This is a genomic window from Microbacterium terrisoli, assembly GCF_030866805.1.
Classification (GTDB): domain Bacteria; phylum Actinomycetota; class Actinomycetes; order Actinomycetales; family Microbacteriaceae; genus Microbacterium; species Microbacterium terrisoli.
In genome coordinates, this window is the sequence record NZ_CP133019.1 from 3065169 (window position 1) to 3082408 (window position 17240).

General features: G+C 68.7%; 15 protein-coding genes. 3 read left to right on the forward strand and 12 right to left on the reverse strand.

Annotation, left to right across the window (positions count from 1 at the left end):
• Nucleotides 1-24 precede the first annotated feature (24 nt).
• From QU603_RS13865 to QU603_RS13900, 8 genes are read right to left on the reverse strand one after another with little or no spacing between them, the layout of a single operon-like run.
• Nucleotides 25-759 (reverse strand): antibiotic biosynthesis monooxygenase, encoded by a 735-nt coding sequence (locus tag QU603_RS13865; protein WP_308491961.1) that lies wholly within the window; start codon nt 757-759, stop codon nt 25-27.
• Entirely contained in the window at nt 756-1958 is a 1203-nt protein-coding gene (locus tag QU603_RS13870; protein WP_308491962.1) for an MFS transporter, read from the reverse strand. Before QU603_RS13870 ends, QU603_RS13865 begins: the two co-directional genes overlap by 4 nt.
• The gene (acnA, locus tag QU603_RS13875; RefSeq protein WP_308491963.1) at nt 1955-4651 is read right to left on the reverse strand and encodes an aconitate hydratase AcnA; all 2697 of its coding nucleotides are present in this window, start codon (nt 4649-4651) and stop codon (nt 1955-1957) included. Before acnA ends, QU603_RS13870 begins: the two co-directional genes overlap by 4 nt.
• Nucleotides 4644-4970 carry a putative quinol monooxygenase gene (locus QU603_RS13880; RefSeq protein ID WP_308491964.1) on the reverse strand — a complete coding sequence of 109 codons (327 nt, stop codon included), beginning with the start codon at nt 4968-4970 and terminating at the stop codon, nt 4644-4646. The genes acnA and QU603_RS13880 overlap by 8 nt, the downstream gene beginning before the upstream one ends.
• Complete coding sequence (locus QU603_RS13885; RefSeq protein WP_308494032.1) at nt 4967-6115, reverse strand: isocitrate/isopropylmalate dehydrogenase family protein; 1149 nt, start codon at nt 6113-6115, stop codon at nt 4967-4969. The genes QU603_RS13880 and QU603_RS13885 overlap by 4 nt, the downstream gene beginning before the upstream one ends.
• On the reverse strand, nt 6115-7242 hold the full coding sequence (locus QU603_RS13890; RefSeq protein WP_308491965.1) for an ABC transporter ATP-binding protein: 1128 nt from the start codon (nt 7240-7242) through the stop codon (nt 6115-6117). Before QU603_RS13890 ends, QU603_RS13885 begins: the two co-directional genes overlap by 1 nt.
• Complete coding sequence (locus QU603_RS13895) at nt 7235-8998, reverse strand: ABC transporter permease (protein WP_308491966.1); 1764 nt, start codon at nt 8996-8998, stop codon at nt 7235-7237. The genes QU603_RS13890 and QU603_RS13895 overlap by 8 nt, the downstream gene beginning before the upstream one ends.
• Before the next feature lie 51 nt (nt 8999-9049).
• A complete protein-coding gene (locus QU603_RS13900; protein WP_308491967.1) occupies nt 9050-10210 on the reverse strand; it encodes an ABC transporter substrate-binding protein in 1161 nt (386 codons plus the stop codon).
• A gap of 236 nt (nt 10211-10446) precedes the next feature.
• Between QU603_RS13900 and QU603_RS13905 the strand changes: the two genes are divergently transcribed.
• Genes QU603_RS13905 through QU603_RS13915 form a run of 3 tightly spaced genes read left to right on the forward strand, consistent with a single transcriptional unit; the run spans nt 10447 to nt 12339 of the window.
• Nucleotides 10447-11190 (forward strand): GntR family transcriptional regulator, encoded by a 744-nt coding sequence (locus QU603_RS13905; protein WP_308491968.1) that lies wholly within the window; start codon nt 10447-10449, stop codon nt 11188-11190.
• On the forward strand, nt 11187-11654 hold the full coding sequence (rraA, locus tag QU603_RS13910; RefSeq protein ID WP_308491969.1) for a ribonuclease E activity regulator RraA: 468 nt from the start codon (nt 11187-11189) through the stop codon (nt 11652-11654). The genes QU603_RS13905 and rraA overlap by 4 nt, the downstream gene beginning before the upstream one ends.
• Nucleotides 11655-11682: 28 nt before the next feature.
• A complete protein-coding gene (locus QU603_RS13915) occupies nt 11683-12339 on the forward strand; it encodes an aspartate/glutamate racemase family protein (protein ID WP_308491970.1) in 657 nt (218 codons plus the stop codon).
• A 126-nt stretch (nt 12340-12465) separates the two neighbouring features.
• On the opposite strand, the gene QU603_RS13920 is transcribed toward QU603_RS13915, so the two are convergent.
• The 4 genes from QU603_RS13920 to prpB form a co-directional block, all read right to left on the reverse strand.
• The gene (locus QU603_RS13920; protein WP_308491971.1) at nt 12466-13605 is read right to left on the reverse strand and encodes an acyl-CoA dehydrogenase family protein; all 1140 of its coding nucleotides are present in this window, start codon (nt 13603-13605) and stop codon (nt 12466-12468) included.
• Nucleotides 13606-13741: 136 nt separating this feature from the next.
• Entirely contained in the window at nt 13742-14923 is a 1182-nt protein-coding gene (locus QU603_RS13925) for a thiolase family protein (RefSeq protein ID WP_308491972.1), read from the reverse strand.
• A 109-nt stretch (nt 14924-15032) separates the two neighbouring features.
• Nucleotides 15033-16223, reverse strand: a complete 1191-nt coding sequence (locus QU603_RS13930) for a bifunctional 2-methylcitrate synthase/citrate synthase (RefSeq protein WP_308491973.1) — start codon at nt 16221-16223, stop codon at nt 15033-15035.
• 8 nt (nt 16224-16231) lie between these two features.
• A complete protein-coding gene (prpB, locus tag QU603_RS13935) occupies nt 16232-17131 on the reverse strand; it encodes a methylisocitrate lyase (RefSeq protein ID WP_308491974.1) in 900 nt (299 codons plus the stop codon).
• Between the last annotated feature and the right edge of the window lie 109 nt (nt 17132-17240).

Genomic DNA, 17240 nt, shown 5'->3' on the forward strand with positions numbered 1-17240 from the left:
TCGTGGGGTGCGAAGCCGGCGCGCTCAGAAGCCCTTGAGCACCGAGCGGTCGTGCACGACCTCAGGTGGCTCGGCGAAGTAGTCCTCCACCAGCGCACGCCACTGGGCGTATTCGGGGCTCGGACGGAACCGCTCCAGGTGGGCGGCCAGGCTGTCCCACTCGATGCTCACCACATAGGTCGACGGTTCTTCGTGGATGCGGCGCAGCTCGAAGCTGCGGCATCCTTCCGCCTGCTGGAACAGCGGCACCGCCCGGGCGACGGCCGCCTCGAAATCCTGCTCCGCACCGGGGCGCACTCTGAAGCGCGCACTCTCACGACACGCGTCGGTCTCGGGCGCGGCACCGGCCTCGACGTCGACGCGCTCCGCCTCGTCGCTGCCGTCCAGGCGCCGCGTCGCATCCACCGACGCGTAGGTCCAGAAGATCGCCATCGGTGCGGTCTCGGACGCATTCTCGAAGTGGTGCGGGATGTTGGCCGGCACGAACGTCGCATCGTGCCGCTCGAGACGCGTGCGCACGCCGTCGATGTCGACGATCGCCGTGCCCTCGATGACCATGACGCTCTCGACGCAGTTGTGACTGTGATGCGCGATCGCGGCCCCAGGCTCGAACGACGTGGTGCCGTTCAGGAACGCCGTGGCCCCGGCGGCGCGGGTGACCAGCGGGGTCGTGCGGGCGCCGTTGCCACGGTCGACGGAGGGCTCTGCGCGGGGATGGAAGATGCGTGGCCGCCAGCGTGGGATCGGTGGTGTGGTCATGGTGTCGTCTGCTCCTCTGTCTCGGTCCCCTCGCCGGGGTCGTCGGGCACTCCAGTGCCGGCCCAGGCGGCGATCATCAGCATTCCACCGCTGGCGCCCAGCACACCCGCCGCTCCCGCCGCCGCGGCGAGAACACCGAGCGCGGCCGGCAGCACTGTCTGGCCGAGTCGGTTGGCGGCCAAGCGCATCGACATCGCCAGGGCCCGCGTTCCGGGCGGGGCGATCAGCGAGATCCACGACATGGTGATGGGCTGGCAGATGCCGACGACGAAACCGTAGCCGCATGAGAAGGCGATCAGCACCGGCGTCGGCACGTCGAACACGAATCCCGCGAGCATCAGACCCGACAGCAGGATGCTGCCCACCAGCAGCCAGCGCCGCCCGAAGGCCTTCGAGAGCACCCCGAGGAACAGTCGCGAGAACATCGAGAACGCCGACCGGGCGACCAGCATCACGCTGATGACGACGGCCGACAGCCCGCGATCGTGCCCGACCAGCGGCGCATAGGCGATGAAGATGTCGACCGAGGCGAGCACCAGGCTGCCGGCCACCAGAGCATGGGGCAGCCCTTTCGTCGACAGCACCCCGCGCGCCGCGCGCAGCATCGGCGCGCGTGCTGCCACCGCCGCGCGCGGCGGGGTGCGGATCAGCAGCGAGACCAGCAGCATGAGCACTGCGCACCCGAGGCTCACCGTGAAGATCAGGGCGACTGGAGGCATCGCCGGCGTGCCGCCGGGCAGCGCCAGCATCAGCGGGCCCACGGTCTGGCCGAGAGCGGCCGCGAAGCCATACAGGCCGAACGCGGCATCCGAGCGCTTCGCCGACGAGATCGCCCCCACGTACGACTGCTGACCGAGCACCGTGAACATCTGGCCGCAGCCGAGGATGACCGCCGCGATCATCAGCACGAACAGCGATCCGACTCCCACGACGGCGATCGCTGCGGCCGCCGAGACCGTGACCGCGCCGATCACCAGGCCACGTCTCTCGCCGATCACATCGACGATGCGCCCGGCCGGCAGTGCCAGGAAGAGCGCGGGCAGCGCATAGAACGCCGACAGGAACCCGAGGAACGCCGGAGAGCTGCCGAGCCCGAGCGCGGCATACGACAGCGCCGGCCGCATGCCGAAGATGATGATCTGGATCAGCACCGCGTGCGTCAGCAGCAGCACGAGCCCGCGGCGCCGAGCATCCATCATCGACGCGCGGTGCCGGGGTCGCGCCCGAGCTGGTGGCGCAGCACGTACTTCATGACGCCGCCGTGGCGATACAGTTCCCGCTCGCGCGGGGTGTCCAGGCGCACGTTGACCTCGAACGTCTTCTCGTCGGCGCGCACGGTGACCCGCGCGGGGACCGTGTGCCCGGCCGCGTCGGGGGCGGGGGGCGGCGCGTCGATCCCGAGCACATCGATCGTCTCCTCACCGGTCAGACCGAGCGACTCGGCACTGTCACCGGGCAGGAACTGCAGCGGCAGCACGCCCATGCCGATGAGGTTCGAGCGGTGGATGCGCTCGAACGATTCAGCCAGCACGACGCGCACTCCCAGCAGCGCGGGCGCCTTGGCCGCCCAGTCGCGAGACGATCCCGTGCCGTACTCCTTGCCCCCGATCACCACCAGCGGCACCTCCGCGGCACGGTAGGCCCGAGCGGCGTCGAAGATCGTCTGCTGCCGGCCGCCGTCGACGAAGCAGCGCGTGTAGCCGCCTTCGACACCCGGCACGAGACGGTTGCGCAGACGGACGTTCGCGAAGCACCCGCGCATCATCACTTCGTGGTTGCCGCGACGAGACGCATACGTGTTGAGGGATGCCGCAGCCACTCCCCGCTCGGCGAGGTACCGTCCGGCGACCGAGGCGGCCGGGATGGCCCCTGCCGGCGAGATATGGTCGGTCGTGATCGAGTCGCCCAGCAGCGCCAGCACGCGCGCGCCCACCAGATCGGGGGTGGCGGTGGCCTCAGCGGCCATCCCGTCGAAGAACGGGGGCCGGCGCAGGTAGGTGCTGTCGTCCTCCCAGTCGAAAACGGCCGCATCCGGTGCCTGCAGCGCACGCCACCGCTCGTCGCCGGCGAACACGTCGCGATACGCCTCGGTGAACATCGCCGGGCTGAGCGTCTGCTCGATGAGGGTCGCGACGTCGGCCTCGGCCGGCCACAGGTCGCCCAGCCGCAGCGGCCTGCCTGCGGCATCCACCCCCAGCGGGTCGTTCACCAGGTCGATGTCCATCGTGCCCGCCAGCGCGTATGCGATCACCAGCGGTGGTGAGGCGAGGTAGTTCATGCGCACGTCGGGGTTGATGCGCCCGTCGAAGTTGCGGTTGCCGCTGAGGACCGCGGCAACCGCGATGCCCTGCTCGCGCACCGCGTCCTGCACCGCGGGGATCAGCGGGCCGGATGCCCCGATGCAGGTCATGCAGCCGTAGCCGGCCGTGGTGAACCCGAGCGCGTCCAATGCGTCGGACAGTCCTGCCTTCTGCAGGTATTCGGTCACCACCAGTGACCCGGGCGACAGGGTGGTCTTCACCCACGGCTTGGTGCGCAGGCCCGCCGCCACGGCATTGCGGGCGAACAGCCCGGCGGCGATCATGACAGCGGGGTTCGACGTGTTCGTGCACGAGGTGATCGCCGCGATCGCCACGGCGCCGTGGCCCAGGTCGACACGTGTGCGGTCACCGCCCAGGTCGACGCCGAACCGCTGTGCGGGATCGACCGGGCCTCCCGGCACCGCCGGCAGCAGATCGGGCAGCGTCTGCCGGTGCGCGTCGCGCGCGACGGTGAGCGGCACGCGATCCTGCGGCCGACGGGGGCCGGCGAGCGAAGCAGTGACGCTGGACAGATCCAGCTCGACGATCTCGGTGTAGTCGGCGACCCGGTCGGGGCGGTGCCACAGGCCCTGCCTCTTCGCGTACGCCTCGACCAGCGCCACCCGCTCCGGCGAGCGCCCGGTGAACCGCAGGTACCGGATGGTCTCGTCGTCGATCGGAAAATAGATGCAGGTCGCGCCCGATTCGGGGCTCATGTTCGCGATCGTGGCCCGGTCGGCCAGCGTGAGCTGCGCGACGCCCTCGCCGAAGAACTCCACGAACGAGCCGACCACCCCGTGCGCGCGCAGCAGCTGTGTGACGGTGAGCACCAGGTCGGTCGCCGTCGTACCGGCCGGCAGCGCACCGGTCAGCCGGAAGCCGACCACGCGGGGCACCAGCATCCCGAACGTCTCGCCGAGCATGACCGCCTCGGCGTCGATGCCGCCGACGCCCCAGCCGAGCACGCCCAGACCGTTGATCATCGTGGTGTGCGAGTCGGTGCCCAGACACACATCGGGATATGCCCAGCCACCGTCGGCGATCACGACCCGGGCCAGGCGCTCGAGGTTGACCTGGTGCATGATGCCGGCTCCGGGCGGCACGACCTCGAAGCCGTCGAGAGCGTTCTGGCCCCATTTCAAGAACCGGTACCGCTCGGCGTTGCGCTCGTATTCGCGGTCGACGTTGCGCTCGCGCGCGTCGGCGGTGCCGAAGAAGTCGGCGATCACCGAGTGGTCCACGACCAGCTCGGCCGGGATCCGCGGCCCGATCGTTGCGGGGTCGCCGCCGAGGTCGGCCATCGCGTCGCGCATCGTGGCGAGGTCCACCAGCGCCGGAACGCCATTCGTGTCGTGCAGGAACGCGCGCGACGGGGTCAGCTCGATGGGTGTGGCGAACGAGGCATCGCTTCCCCAGCCGGCGAGCGCGTCGATCTGGTCGGGCGTGACCCGGTGCCCATCCTGATTGCGCAGCACGTTCTCCAGCAGAATGCGGATCGCGTACGGCAGCCGGTCATCGGCCACACCGTCCAGCGATGCGATCCGGTAGCTGCCGTACTCCGTGGTCAGCTCGTCGGATTCGAGATCAGGCATGCTCGGTCAGCCCATCGGGATATGCCGGCACCGCGTACGTGTTGCTGCGGCCGCCCGGCGGCACGCATCGCTCGCACAGCTGCACCCATGCCGGGTAATGAGCGGCCTGGCGATGCCCGACGAAGAACGCATCCTCGTCGGAGTACAGCTCGTACAGCACGAACCGGTTCGGATCGTCCCGCGTGCGCAGCACGTCGAAGCGCAGGCATCCCGGTTCGCCGCGTGTGGCGACGGCATTGGCCTGCAGGCCCGCCGTGAACTCGTCGATCGTCTCGGGCCGCACGTCGATGGTCACCAGGACCGCGAACACCTCCGTCATTCCTGTGCGCCGGTGGTCGAGGCGCCCTGTGGCGAGGGGTCCTGGGTCGAGGCGCTCGCGTGGTCGAGTCCCGCAGAGTCGATGGCGGATGCCACGGCCGCGGCGAACGCGCTGGTCGACGCCGTCCCGCCGAGGTCGCCGGTGGCGGTTCCCGAAGCGACGGTCCGATCGACGCCGGCGCGGATGAGAGCGGCTGCGCGGATCAGGCGCTCGTCGTCGTGTCGTGCGCCGAGCCACTCCAGCAGCATGGCCGAGGAGAGGATCATCGCGATCGGGTTCGCGATGTCGCGCCCGGCGATGTCGGGGGCCGAACCGTGCGCGGCCTGCGCCATGGCCTGGGTCAGCGAGCTGTTCACGCTGGGCGCGATGCCCAGTGAACCGGCGAGCTCGCCGGACAGATCGGAGAGGATGTCGCCGAACATGTTCTCGGTGACGATGACGTCGAACTCGTTCGCCCGGCGCACCAGGTGCACCGTCATCGCGTCGATGTGGAAGTCGTCGACGGTGACCTCGGGGTAGCGTGCGGCGACCTCGCGGCACACGTCGCGGAACAGGCCCGTGGTCAGCATCAGCACGTTGGCCTTGTGCACGATGGTGACGTGCTTGCGGCGCTGCATCGCCAGCTCGAACGCGGCCTCGGCGATCTTCTCGGTCGCCGCGCGGGTGATGATCCCATGCGCGATGGCGACGTCGGGGGTGGGCATGAACTCCCCCGTGCCGGCATACGTGTTGCGATCGGCGTAGAACCCCTCGGTGTTCTCGCGCACGATCACCAGGTCGGTGCCGGGAACGACGGCGCGCGAGCCCGCGAAGGACTTCGCGGGCCGGATGTTGGCGAACAGCCCCGCGTGCTTGCGGATCGTTCCGCTCGGGTTCAGCTGCGACCTGTGCGGCTCGGGGTACGACACGCTGTCGTGCGGGCCGAGCAGCCATGCTTCCAGGCCGTCCAGCGCCGCGAGGGTCTCGGCGGGGACGGCTGCGCCGTGCGTGTCGATGGCGGTGCGGCCCAGCGGCAGCTCGACCCACTCGATCGACGGGAGCCCGACCGCGCGGGCAGCGGCATCCACGCACTGCACCGCTGCCGGCACGATCTCGGGCCCGATGCCGTCGCCTGCCAGCAGACCGAGCCGGTGGCCGCCCGTCATCACGCTGCAACCTTCATGAGATCGAGGACTTCTGTGGAGGGTCCGGACGCGCCGGGGAAGACGTGCGCCTCGTCGGGTTCGAACAGCAGACGCACGGCGCCGTCGAGCGAGCCGTCTGCGGCCACGACCTGCACGGCGACATCGCCCAGGCGCAGCATGTACTCGTATCGGGAGCCGACATAGGCCTTTGTGACGACCTCGGTGTCGAGGACGTTCACATCACGGCTGCCGGGCTGCTCGGTGACGATCTTCAGCTTCTCGGGCCGCACCGCCACGGTCACCGGGGCGCCGGGCAGCCAGTCCTCGTCGCTGGCCACCGACACGACCGACCCGGTGGCCTGCAGCCGCACGTCGACGTGGTCAGAGCGCTGCTGCTCGACGGTGCCGAGCAGGAAGTTGCAGCTGCCGACGAACGCGGCCACCGCGGCGGTCGCCGGGTGCTCGTAGATCTCGTGCGGGGTGCCCACCTGGGTCATCACGCCGTCGAACATGACCGCGATCCGATCGCTCAGGGTGAGTGCCTCGTCCTGATCGTGCGTGACGTACAGCGTCGTGATGCCGAGGTCGGCCTGCAGCCGCTTGAGCCACGCACGGGCCTGCTCGCGCAGCTTCGCGTCGAGGTTGGACAGCGGTTCGTCCAGCAACAGTACGCTCGGCGAGTACACCAGGGCGCGAGCAAGCGCGACACGCTGCTGCTGGCCGCCGGACAGCTGGTGCGGATAGCGGTCGCCGAGGTGGGCCAGCCCGACCTTGTCGAGCGCGTCATGGATCCTCGTGTCGCGGTCGGAGCGACCGGCCTTGCGGATGTTCAGCGGGAACGCGAGGTTCTTCGTGATGGTCATGTGCGGCCACAGCGCGTACGACTGGAAGACCATGCCGAGGTTGCGCTCCTCGGTCGGCACGTAGATGCGCTTGGACCGGTCCACGAGCGCGCGGTCGCCGATCGAGATGGCCCCCTCGGTCGGGTCTTCAAGCCCCGCGATGCAGTTCAGCGTGGTCGACTTGCCGCATCCGCTGGGGCCGAGCAGCGTGAAGAACTCACCGTCCTTCACCTCGAAGTCGATGTCGTTGAGGACCTTGACGTCTCCGAACGTCTTGGCCATGTGGGAGACACGGATTTCAGGCATCGTTCTTCTCTTTCATCAGAAGGTTCGCGAGACCGACGACGACGGCGGTGATCGCGATCTGGATGGTCGCGAGGGCAGCGACCGAGCCGGTGTTTCCCTGCACCCAGAGCTCGAGCATGGTCGTGCCGATCACATTGGTGTTCGCCGACGACAGGAACAGTGCCGCCGAATACTCCTTGAGCATCGTGACGAACACGAGCAGCATGGCTCCGGCGAACGCCGGCATCAGGAGCTTGCGCAGGATGCGGGCGAACACGCCGACCCAGTCGGCGCCCACGACACGGCCTGCGTTGTCGAGCTCGCCGGCGATCTGCATGAGAGCGGGTGAGATCGACCCGAATGCTGTCGGCAATGCGCGCAGCCCGAACGCGATGATGATCGCCATCAACGTGCCCTGGATGAGGTTGCCGCCGGGAAACAGTGCGAACGCCCAGAAGAACCCGATGCCGACGATGATGCCGGGGATGGCCTGCGGCGCCAGCGACAGGTACTCCACCGCGCGCGCGAACCGGAACGTCGATCTCTTGGCCACCACCACGGCGATCAGCGCGAGGGCGCTGACCAGCACGGCGCCGATGACCGCGACGATGACGCTGTTCCAGATCGACTGGATGTACGACTGATACGTGAACACCGTCTGGTAGTTCTGCAGCGTCAGGGACTGGAGCGGGTTCTGCAGCGGCGTGAAGATGAGCGTGAACGAACGCAGCACGAGGCCGAGGATCGGCAGCGCCGCGCCGAACACGACGTAGATCACGATGAGGATCGTGGCCACCCACTTGAGCCAGCCGAGATCGAGCCGGCGCGGCCGCGTGGCCTTGCCCCGCACCGACACGAACCGCTGCGAGTTCTTCAGCACCTTGGCTTGGATGGCGACCGTCGTGATGGTCACCGCGAGGATGATCGTCGAGGCCGAGGCCAGGATTCCGTAATCGGGCTGGATCGATTGCAGGCCGTGCGTGTAGAGGAACGTCGAGAAGACCTCGATCCGCACTGGCGTGCCGTACAGCAGCGGCACGCTGAGCGTCTCGATCGACATGCTGAAGATGAGGATCGACGCGTACACGATCGGGGGCCGAAGCAGCGGCACGATCACCTGGAAGATGATGCGCAGCGGGCCCGAGCCGCAGACCTGCGCGGCACTCTCGAGCGAGGCATCGGACTTGCGCAGGGCGTTGGCGCAGAAGACGTACGCGATCGGGGCGAGCCCGACCGCCTCGGTCAGCGCCATGCCGGGGATCGAGTACAGATTCCACGGGACGAACCCGATCCAGCGCTGCACCTCGACACTGACGAACCCGGCGGGGCCGTACAGCGCGATCCAGCCGAAGCCCAGCAGCAGCGAGGAGATGAAGAACGGCCACTGCATGGATCCGGCGAGCAGGCGCCCGAAAGGGAGCTTGGTGCGCACGACGAGGATCGCCATGGGGATGGCGAACACCAGCGTGAGGAACGTGGTGAGGATGGCGAAGATCGCCGTGTTCAGGATCACCTGGCCGAAACCGGCCTCGGTGAACAGCTTGACGTACGACTCAGCGGTGAAGGCACCGGTGGAGTCGTAGAGGGGCTTGCTGCGGATCGACTGATACAGGATCGGCACGATCGGCGCGACGACGAACAGCGCGACGACGATGAGCACGACCCACTGCACGGCGCGGTCCCGCCCGACGCCGAAGACCCGCAGGTACTTCGGCGCCGGGAGGGTCTGCGATCGATCCGACGCGGCCTCTTCTGTGGGGCGGGTCAGGATGGTCATGAATTCAATTCCACTCTCGGATGTCGCGGGCCAAACGTGGCGACGGCAAGGTCACTTGCCCAGCATGCCGTTCCACTTGTCGGTGAAGGCCTTGACGTCGGCGTCAGAGGTGATCTTGTAGGGCACGCGGATGATCGCGTCTTCACCGGCCTGATCGACGATCTCCTGGTAGGTGTGCAGCCCCGGGGCCTGCTTGACGCTGTCGCGGTAGGCGGTGAGGCCTCCCTCGGCGACCGCGTTCTGGCCCTCCTCCGAGAGGACGAAGTCGAGGAACAGCTTGGCGGTGTTGGCCTCGGGCGCCTTCGGCGCGATGCCGATGCCGCGGCCGAGCACCACGGTGCCGTCCTTCGGGTACACGAACTTGTAGATGCCGCTCGCCTTCTCCTGCTGGGGGAAGCCCACGGCGCTGGAGATGAAGAAGCCGGCGAGGTACTCACCCGACGTGATCTTGTCGTTCTGGGTGCCCGACGAAGTCTCGGGGCGAGCCGACGGAAGGATCTTCGCCAGCGAGGTCCAGGCATCCTGACTGCCGTCCACGAAGCCCTTCGACACCGTGAACCCGAACGAGCCACTGACATCGCGCGTGGTGATCTTGTTCTTGAACTTGGCGGGATCGGCCGAGACGACCTTGGCGAGGTCGGCGATGCTCGTGGGCTCACTGCCCAGCAGCTGCGCGTTGTATGCGAGGCCCACCGGGTCCATCGACATCGCGTACACGTTCGGCATGACCTGCGCGTAGTCGGGCAGCTTCGACAGCTCGGGCGACTGGTAGGCCAGCACACGGTCGGGCGCATCGGCGTACTTCGCCCAGGCCTGCACGGCGTTGGTGACGAGGATGTCGGCCGGAGCTTTACCCGTCGCCGTCTCGCTGAGCTGCTTCTGGAAGACCTCGTCGCTGTCGAGGTTGTTGGCCTGGATGTTGGTGACGAACGGGTACTTCTTCTGGAAGTCGCGGAAGATCGGCGCCCAATTCTCCTGATCGGTGTTCGAGTAGATCGTGAGCTTGCCGCCCTCCTTCTTGGCGGCGTCGACGATCTTGCTGTAGTCGGACGGGTAGTAGCTGGGCCACTGCCCCTGCGCGATCTTGTTCTCCGGCGCCTTGGGCGCGGTGCTCGACGAGCAGCCGCTGAGGCCGACGACGAGGCCGACAGCCGCGAGGGTCGCCAGTCCCGCTGCCGCGAGGCGGCGTGTGGAACGCGGTGCACGGTTCATTTTCACTCCCTTGTGATGCGGACCGAGGCACTGGTGCGGGCCTCGTGATCGGGGATGACATTACGGTTATAACCGTAGCTTCGTCAATGGATCATCACGTTTGGCTCATATTCCGCGGGTTTTGTGCGTTTTGCTCACAGGCCACGAGATTCCACTGCTCGCGGCATCCACTTCGTTATAACGAGTGCCATCGTATGTTATAACGGAGGTGCCACATCCCCGACCGATCGGCCCCGATGACCGCACCCGCCCGCACCTACCCCGTCAAGAGCGACCTCGCGTACACCGTCGTGCGCAACCGCGTGCTCACCGGCGAGTACGCGCCCGGCTCGTCGTTCAACCAGGCGACGCTGGCCGTCGAGCTCGGCATCAGCACGACCCCGCTGCGTGAGGCGCTGCGCAAGCTCGAATCCGAGGGCCTCGTGCAGCTGGGCGCGCACCGCGACGCGATCGTGACGGACCTCAGTGTCGAAGAGGCACGCGACCTGCTCGAGATGCGGCTGGCCCTGGACCCGATGGCGGCGGGCCTTGCCGCCCAGCGCCGCACGCGCGACGACATCGCCGCGATCCGCGCGGCCTCCGACATCCACGCCCTCCCCGGACATCCCACCATCGACCAGCTCGTGCGCCATCGGCGGTTCCATCAGACGGTGTATCGCGCATCCCACAACGACGTGCTCGTGACGACCCTCGACACGCTGTGGGACAAGAACGACCGCTATCGGCTGGCGGGACTGCGTCGGGACCGCGACACCGACGAGCTGGCGCGGAAGGACGCGGAGCACCACGAGCTCATGATGCGTGTGATCGCCGGGGATTCCGCAGGCGCCAGCGCCGTCATGCGTCGCCACATCCAGTCGAGCCTGGGGGCGGTCGCCACCGAGCTGCTGCGCGAGGACGACGCCGACGGGCTCCGCCCACGCGCCCCGGACGCGCCCGAGCCGTACGATTCCCCCGATCAAGAGAAGAGACCGGTATGACCATTTCGACCGCTGACCTCTGGGACGAGCGCGGCGAGCGCCTGAGCTCGCTGGCCGCGCTGTGGCGCGACTTCGGCGCGCAGCGACGCTTCGCCGGTCCTGCGCGCACCGTGCGGTGCCGCGAAGACAACGTCGTGCTCGCAGGTCTGCTCGAGACGTTCGGGCACGGCGCGGTGCTGGTGGTCGACGGCGACGGATCGCTGAACTGCGCGCTGATGGGCGACCGCATCGCGGGTCTGGCCGTCTCGAACGGATGGGCCGGCGTCATCATCAACGGCGCCGTGCGCGACAGCGTGGCGCTGGCCGCTCTGCCGCTGGGCATCAAAGCCCTCGGCACGAACCCGCGCAAAAGCGGCAAAGGCGGCGTCGGCGATATCGACGTGGAGGTCACGATCGGCGGCGCGGTGATCCGGCCGGGCGCGATGGTCACCGCCGACGAAGACGGAGTGGTCGTCGAGCGATGACCGCCCCGCGCATCGCTCTGGTCGGGGAATGACCGCCCCGCGCATCGCCCTGGTCGGGGCCGTGGCCGCCGCCGCTCCCCCGGCCGAGCGCGCCTTCGCCGCGGAGTACCCCGACGCCGAGCTGTGGAACCTGCTCGATGATCGCCTCATCTCCGATGCGCTCTCGGCGGGGGAAGTCACCGCCGAGCTCGCCGAGCGGATGACCGCGCTGATCGACTACGCGATCGGTCACGGGGCGGCGGGAGTGCTGCTGACGTGCTCGATGTACAGCCCCGTGGCGCACGCCGTCGCCGCGCGCGCACAGGTTCCGGTGCTCGCCTCAGACGACGCCGCGTTCGCCGATGCCGCCGCCGGCGGGTTCGGGCGCATCGCCCTGGTCGCGTCGCTGGCGGTCCCGCTGGCCGACGCTCGTGCCCGCTTCGACGCATTCCTGGCGGGGCATGGCGACGGCCGCCTGCAGGTGGTGAGCGTACTCGCTGCGCGCGCAGCGGTCGTGACGGGGGATGCTGCGGCCCAGGCCGTCGCCATCGCCGAGGCCCTGGGCGAGACAGCCGGCATCGACGCGGTGCTGCTCGCGCAGTATTCGATCTCACCGGCGGCCGCAGCCCTGTCCGAGCGCCTCGGCATCCCGGTCCTTGCCGGCCCGGCCCGCGCGGCCGCGCGCATGCGCGACCTGCTGGCCTGACCGCCTCGCGGTCGAAATCATATGTTTTCGACCCGAACACACGCATTTGACGCAAAATCGATGTGTGCCCGACGAGTGCATATGATTTCGACGGCGAGAACGGCAGGACGGCGAGGACGGGGCGGGTCAGCCGTGCAGCAGCTCGCGGCCGATGATCACGCGCATGATCTCGTTCGTGCCCTCGAGGATCTGGTGCACGCGCAGGTCGCGCACGACCTTCTCGATGCCGTAGTCCTGCAGGTAGCCGTACCCGCCGTGCAGCTGCAGCGCCTCGTTGGCGACCTCGAAGCCCGCGTCGGTCGCGAACCGCTTGGCCATCGCGCACTGCATCGCGGCGTCGGGGGCGTGCTCGTCGAGCGCGGCCGCGGCATCCCGCACCAGCGCCCGACCCGCCTGAAGCTTGGTGGCCATGTCGGCCAGGGCGAACACAACCGACTGGCGCTCCGAGAGCGGTTCGCCGAAAGTGAAGCGCTCGTGCACGTAGCGGATCGCCTTCTCCATCGCCCACTGCGCCCCGCCCAGCGAACATGCGGCGATGTTCAGCCGCCCACCGTTGAGGGCGTTCATGGCGATCTTGAAGCCCTTGCCGACCTCTCCGAGCACGGCCGAGACGGGGACGCGCACCTCGTCGAAGATGACCTGGCGGGTGGGCTGCGCATTCCAGCCCATCTTCTTCTCGTTCACACCGAACGACAGGCCCGGCAGTCCGTCCGGAACGACGAACGCGGTGATTCCCCGGGCGCCCGGCTCACCGGTGCGGGCCATCACGACGTAGACGGATGCCTCGCCCCCACCTGAGATGAACTGCTTGACGCCGGTGAGCACATACTCATCTCCCTGCCGGATCGCGCTCGTGGTCAGGGCCGCGGCATCCGACCCCACCCCCGGCTCGGTCAGGCAGTAAGCACCGAGATCGTGCATGCCGATCAGCCGGCCCAGCCACTGGTCGCGCTGCGCGTCGTCACCGTAGGTGTCGATCATCCACGCGACCATGTTGTGGATGCTGATGTACGCCGAGATCGCAGGGTCGCCCTTGGCGAGCTCCTCGAAGATCGCGACCGCTTCGGTGCGGCCAAGGCCCGCGCCGCCGGATTCCTCACGGACGTAGATGCCGCCCAGCCCCAGGTCGCCGGCGCGCTGGACTGTCTCACGCGGGAAGTGCTTGGCCTGATCCCACTCCTGCGCGTGCGGAGCCAGCTCGCTCTCGGCGAAGTCGCGCACCGCTTCGAGGATCGCCTGTCGTTCTTCGGTCGTCGTCATGCTCATCGTGGAACCGCCCATCGGTCGTCCCCGTCGAGGGCCATTGTGTGGCTGCGGGGTGATGCCCCCGTCGGCATCACGATCATTTTACATGGACGTCCTACTATTTGTTCTGGCGTCCATGTGCTTGCGTGCGCGCGGGCTACAGGCGCTCGATGATGGTCGCGTTGGCCATGCCGCCGCCCTCGCACATCGTCTGCAGACCGTACCGGCCGCCGGTCGCTTCGAGGGTGGCCAGCAGCGTCCCCATGAGGCGGGTGCCCGAGGAGCCCAGTGCGTGTCCGAGCGCGATCGCGCCGCCCCAGGCGTTCAGCTTCGCCGGGTCGGCGTGCAGGTCATGCGTCCAGGCCATCGGCACCGAGGCGAACGCCTCGTTGACCTCATAGGCGTCGAGGTCGTCGATTGTCAGTCCACTGCGCTGGAGAACCCGCTGCGTGGCGGGGATCGGACCGGTGAGCATCATGACCGGGTCATCGCCGACGACGGCGAACGAGTGGAACCGCGCACGCGGGGTCAGCCCGAGCTCGGCGGCCTTCTCCTCGCTCATGATGAGCACGCCCGATGCGCCGTCGGTCAGCGGCGAGGAGTTGCCCGGCGTGATCTTCCAGTCCAGCTGCGGAAAGCGCGCGGCCAGCTCGTCGGTGCGGAATGCCGGGTTCAATCCCGCGAGCCCCTCGACGCTCGTCGACGGACGCACTGTCTCGTCGGGAACACCGGATGCCGGGGTCACGAAGCCGGGCACCTCGACGATCTGGCTGTCGAAGCGTCCCTGGGCCCAGGCATCCGTCGCCCGGCGATGGGACTCGGCGGCGAACACGTCCAGCTCCTCGCGTCCGAGCCCCCAGCGCTGGGCGATCAGCTCGGCCGAGACCCCCTGGTTCACGAGCCCGTCGGGGTAGCGCGCGCGCAGCCCGTCGCTGGGCACGCCGCCGTGCGCCGACGACCCGAGCGGCACGCGGCTCATCGACTCGACGCCGCCTGCGATCACGATGTCGTAGGCGCCGGCGATCACCCCCTGGGCGGCGAAGTGGGCGGCCTGCTGACTCGATCCGCACTGCCGGTCGATCGTGGTCGCCGGCACCGTCTCAGCGAAGCCGGCGGCCAGCACCGACTGGCGCGCGATGTTCATGCTCTGATCGCCTATCTGGCTGACGCATCCCCAGATCACGTCGTCGATCTGCGTGGATTCCAACCCGTTGCGCTCGAGCAGGGCGCGCAGCACGACGGTGGACAGGTCCACCGGGTGCACTCCGCTCAGAGCGCCCCCGGGCTTTCCCCTCCCGACGGGCGTGCGGATGACATCGACGATGACGGCGTGAGACATGACAGACCTCCTGGTCCGAGCCTACGGCCCGGTGGGATGCCGCGGCCCGAGGAGCGATCGGCCAGTGATGCCCGAAACGGCCGCTCGGTCCGCGTGTCGTCGCCCGGCCTCAGCCGGCGGCCTCTTCGGGGCGCGAGGCGACGTGGACGGCCGCGGTGTCGGCGGTGTAGCCCTCGATGTGCCGCTCGTCGACGCCGTTGTACGCCGAGAGCGGCCTGATCAGGGCGTTGGATGCCTGCTGCTCCATGATGTGCGCGGTCCAGCCGGTGACCCGGGCTGCCACGAACAACGGCGTGAACGTCAGGGTGTCGAAGCCGATCAGGTTGTAGGCCGGACCCGACGGATAGTCGAGGTTCGGGTAGATGCCCTTGCGCTCGACGAACCGGTTCTCCAACTCGGTGTACAGCGCGAGCACCTCAGGGCGCTGGAAGTGCTCGACGAGACTGTCGAGGGCGGCCTTCATGGTGGGCACCCGCGAGTCGCCGCGCTTGTAGACGCGGTGTCCGAAGCCCATGATCTTGCGCTTTTCGGCGAGCGCCTCGTCGAGCCAGGCCGTGACGTTGCCGGCCTCGCCGATCTCGTCGAAGATGTGCAGCACGGCCTCGTTCGCTCCGCCGTGCAGCGGACCCTTCAGCGCCCCGATCGCACCGACCACGGCCGAGTACAGGTCGCTCAGGGTCGACGCGATGACCCGGGCCGTGAACGTGGATGCGTTGAAGGAGTGCTCGGCGTACAGGATCATCGAGCGGTTGAACGCGTCGACGACGACATCGTCGGCCTCTTCACCGAAGGTCATCCAGAGGAAGTTCGCCGCGTAGTCCAGATCATCGCGCGGGGCCACGGCATCCTGCCCGCGACGGCGCCGCTGACCGTATGCGACGATCGCGGGGATCGCGGCGAACAGGCGCAGGCTGCGCTGCAGGTTCTCTTCGGGCGTGCCGACCGCGTCCATGACGGTGCCGATGCCGGCGAGATCTGCCGCTCCGATCGCCGAGACGGCGGTGCGGATCTCGTCCATCGGATGCGCGTCCAGCGGCGACAGCTCGATCGCCCGGCGCACCTCGTCGGTCAGTGCCCGGTGGGCGCGCTCGGTTTCGCGCAGCTGGGCCAGCTGATCGGCGGTGGGCAGCTCGCCGTGCCACAGCAGGTAGGCGACGGCCTCGAACGGCTGGGTCGCGGCCAGCTCCTGCACGGGATACCCGCGGTACAGCAGCGAGTTCGTGTCGGGGTTGACCTTGCTGATCGCCGTCGCGTCGGCGACGACGCCGGCGAGACCCTTCTTGATGTCGGTGTCGGCCATGAGCTCTCCTATCGCGCGATCTGGAAGTTGAAGACGCCGGTGTCGAAGTGGTTGTAGGCCTCGTAGTCGATGAGATCGTACAGGTCGGCACGGTGCTGCATCTCGCCGAGCCTGCTGGTGAGAGCGCCCTCTTCGATCAGCGTATCGAGAGCCCGCCCCGCTGCGCCCATCGCGATCCGCAGGAGGGAGACAGGCCAGATGACGATGTTCACCCCGACCTCGCGCAGCTGGTCGACGGTGAACAGGTCGGACTTGCCGAACTCGGTCATGTTCGCCAGGATCGGCACGTCCACCGCTGCCCGGACGGCGGCGAACTCGTCGAGGGAGCGCATGGCTTCGGGGAAGATCGCGTCGGCTCCGGCATCCACCAGCGCTTTCGCACGGTCGGTCGCCGCCTCGAGTCCGTCGACGGCGCGGATGTCGGTGCGCGCCATGATCAGGAAGTTCGGGTCGCGGCGGGCGTCGGCGGCCGCGCGGATGCGCTTGACAGCCGTGCCCTCGTCGACCACCTGCTTGCCGTCGAGGTGTCCGCAGCGCTTCGGGTTGACCTGATCCTCGATGTGCGTGCCGGCAAGGCCCGCGTCTTCGAGCGTCTGGATCGTGCGGGCGACGTTCATCGGCTCGCCGAACCCGGTGTCGGCGTCGATGATCGCGGGCAGCTCGGTCATGCGGGCGATCTGCTGGCCACGGCCTGCGACCTCGGTCAGCGTGGTCAGGCCGATGTCGGGCAGTCCCAGATCGGCCGAGAGCACGGCACCCGAGATGTAGACGCCTTCGAAGCCCTTGCGCTCGATGAGCCGCGCGCTCAGGGGGTTGAACGCGCCGGGGAAGCGCAGCAGCTCGCCGGCGGCGAGCCGTTCGCGCAGCAGGCGGCGCTTGTCGGCGGGCGGGGTCTGGCTGTAGAGCATCAACGGTCTCCTTCTCGGGCGGCGTGTGCACAGCTGCGGGGATCTTCCGCGACACGCGGGGAGGGGGATGCCGCAGACGGCGCGTCGGTGAAGATCCCCGCCGTTGTGT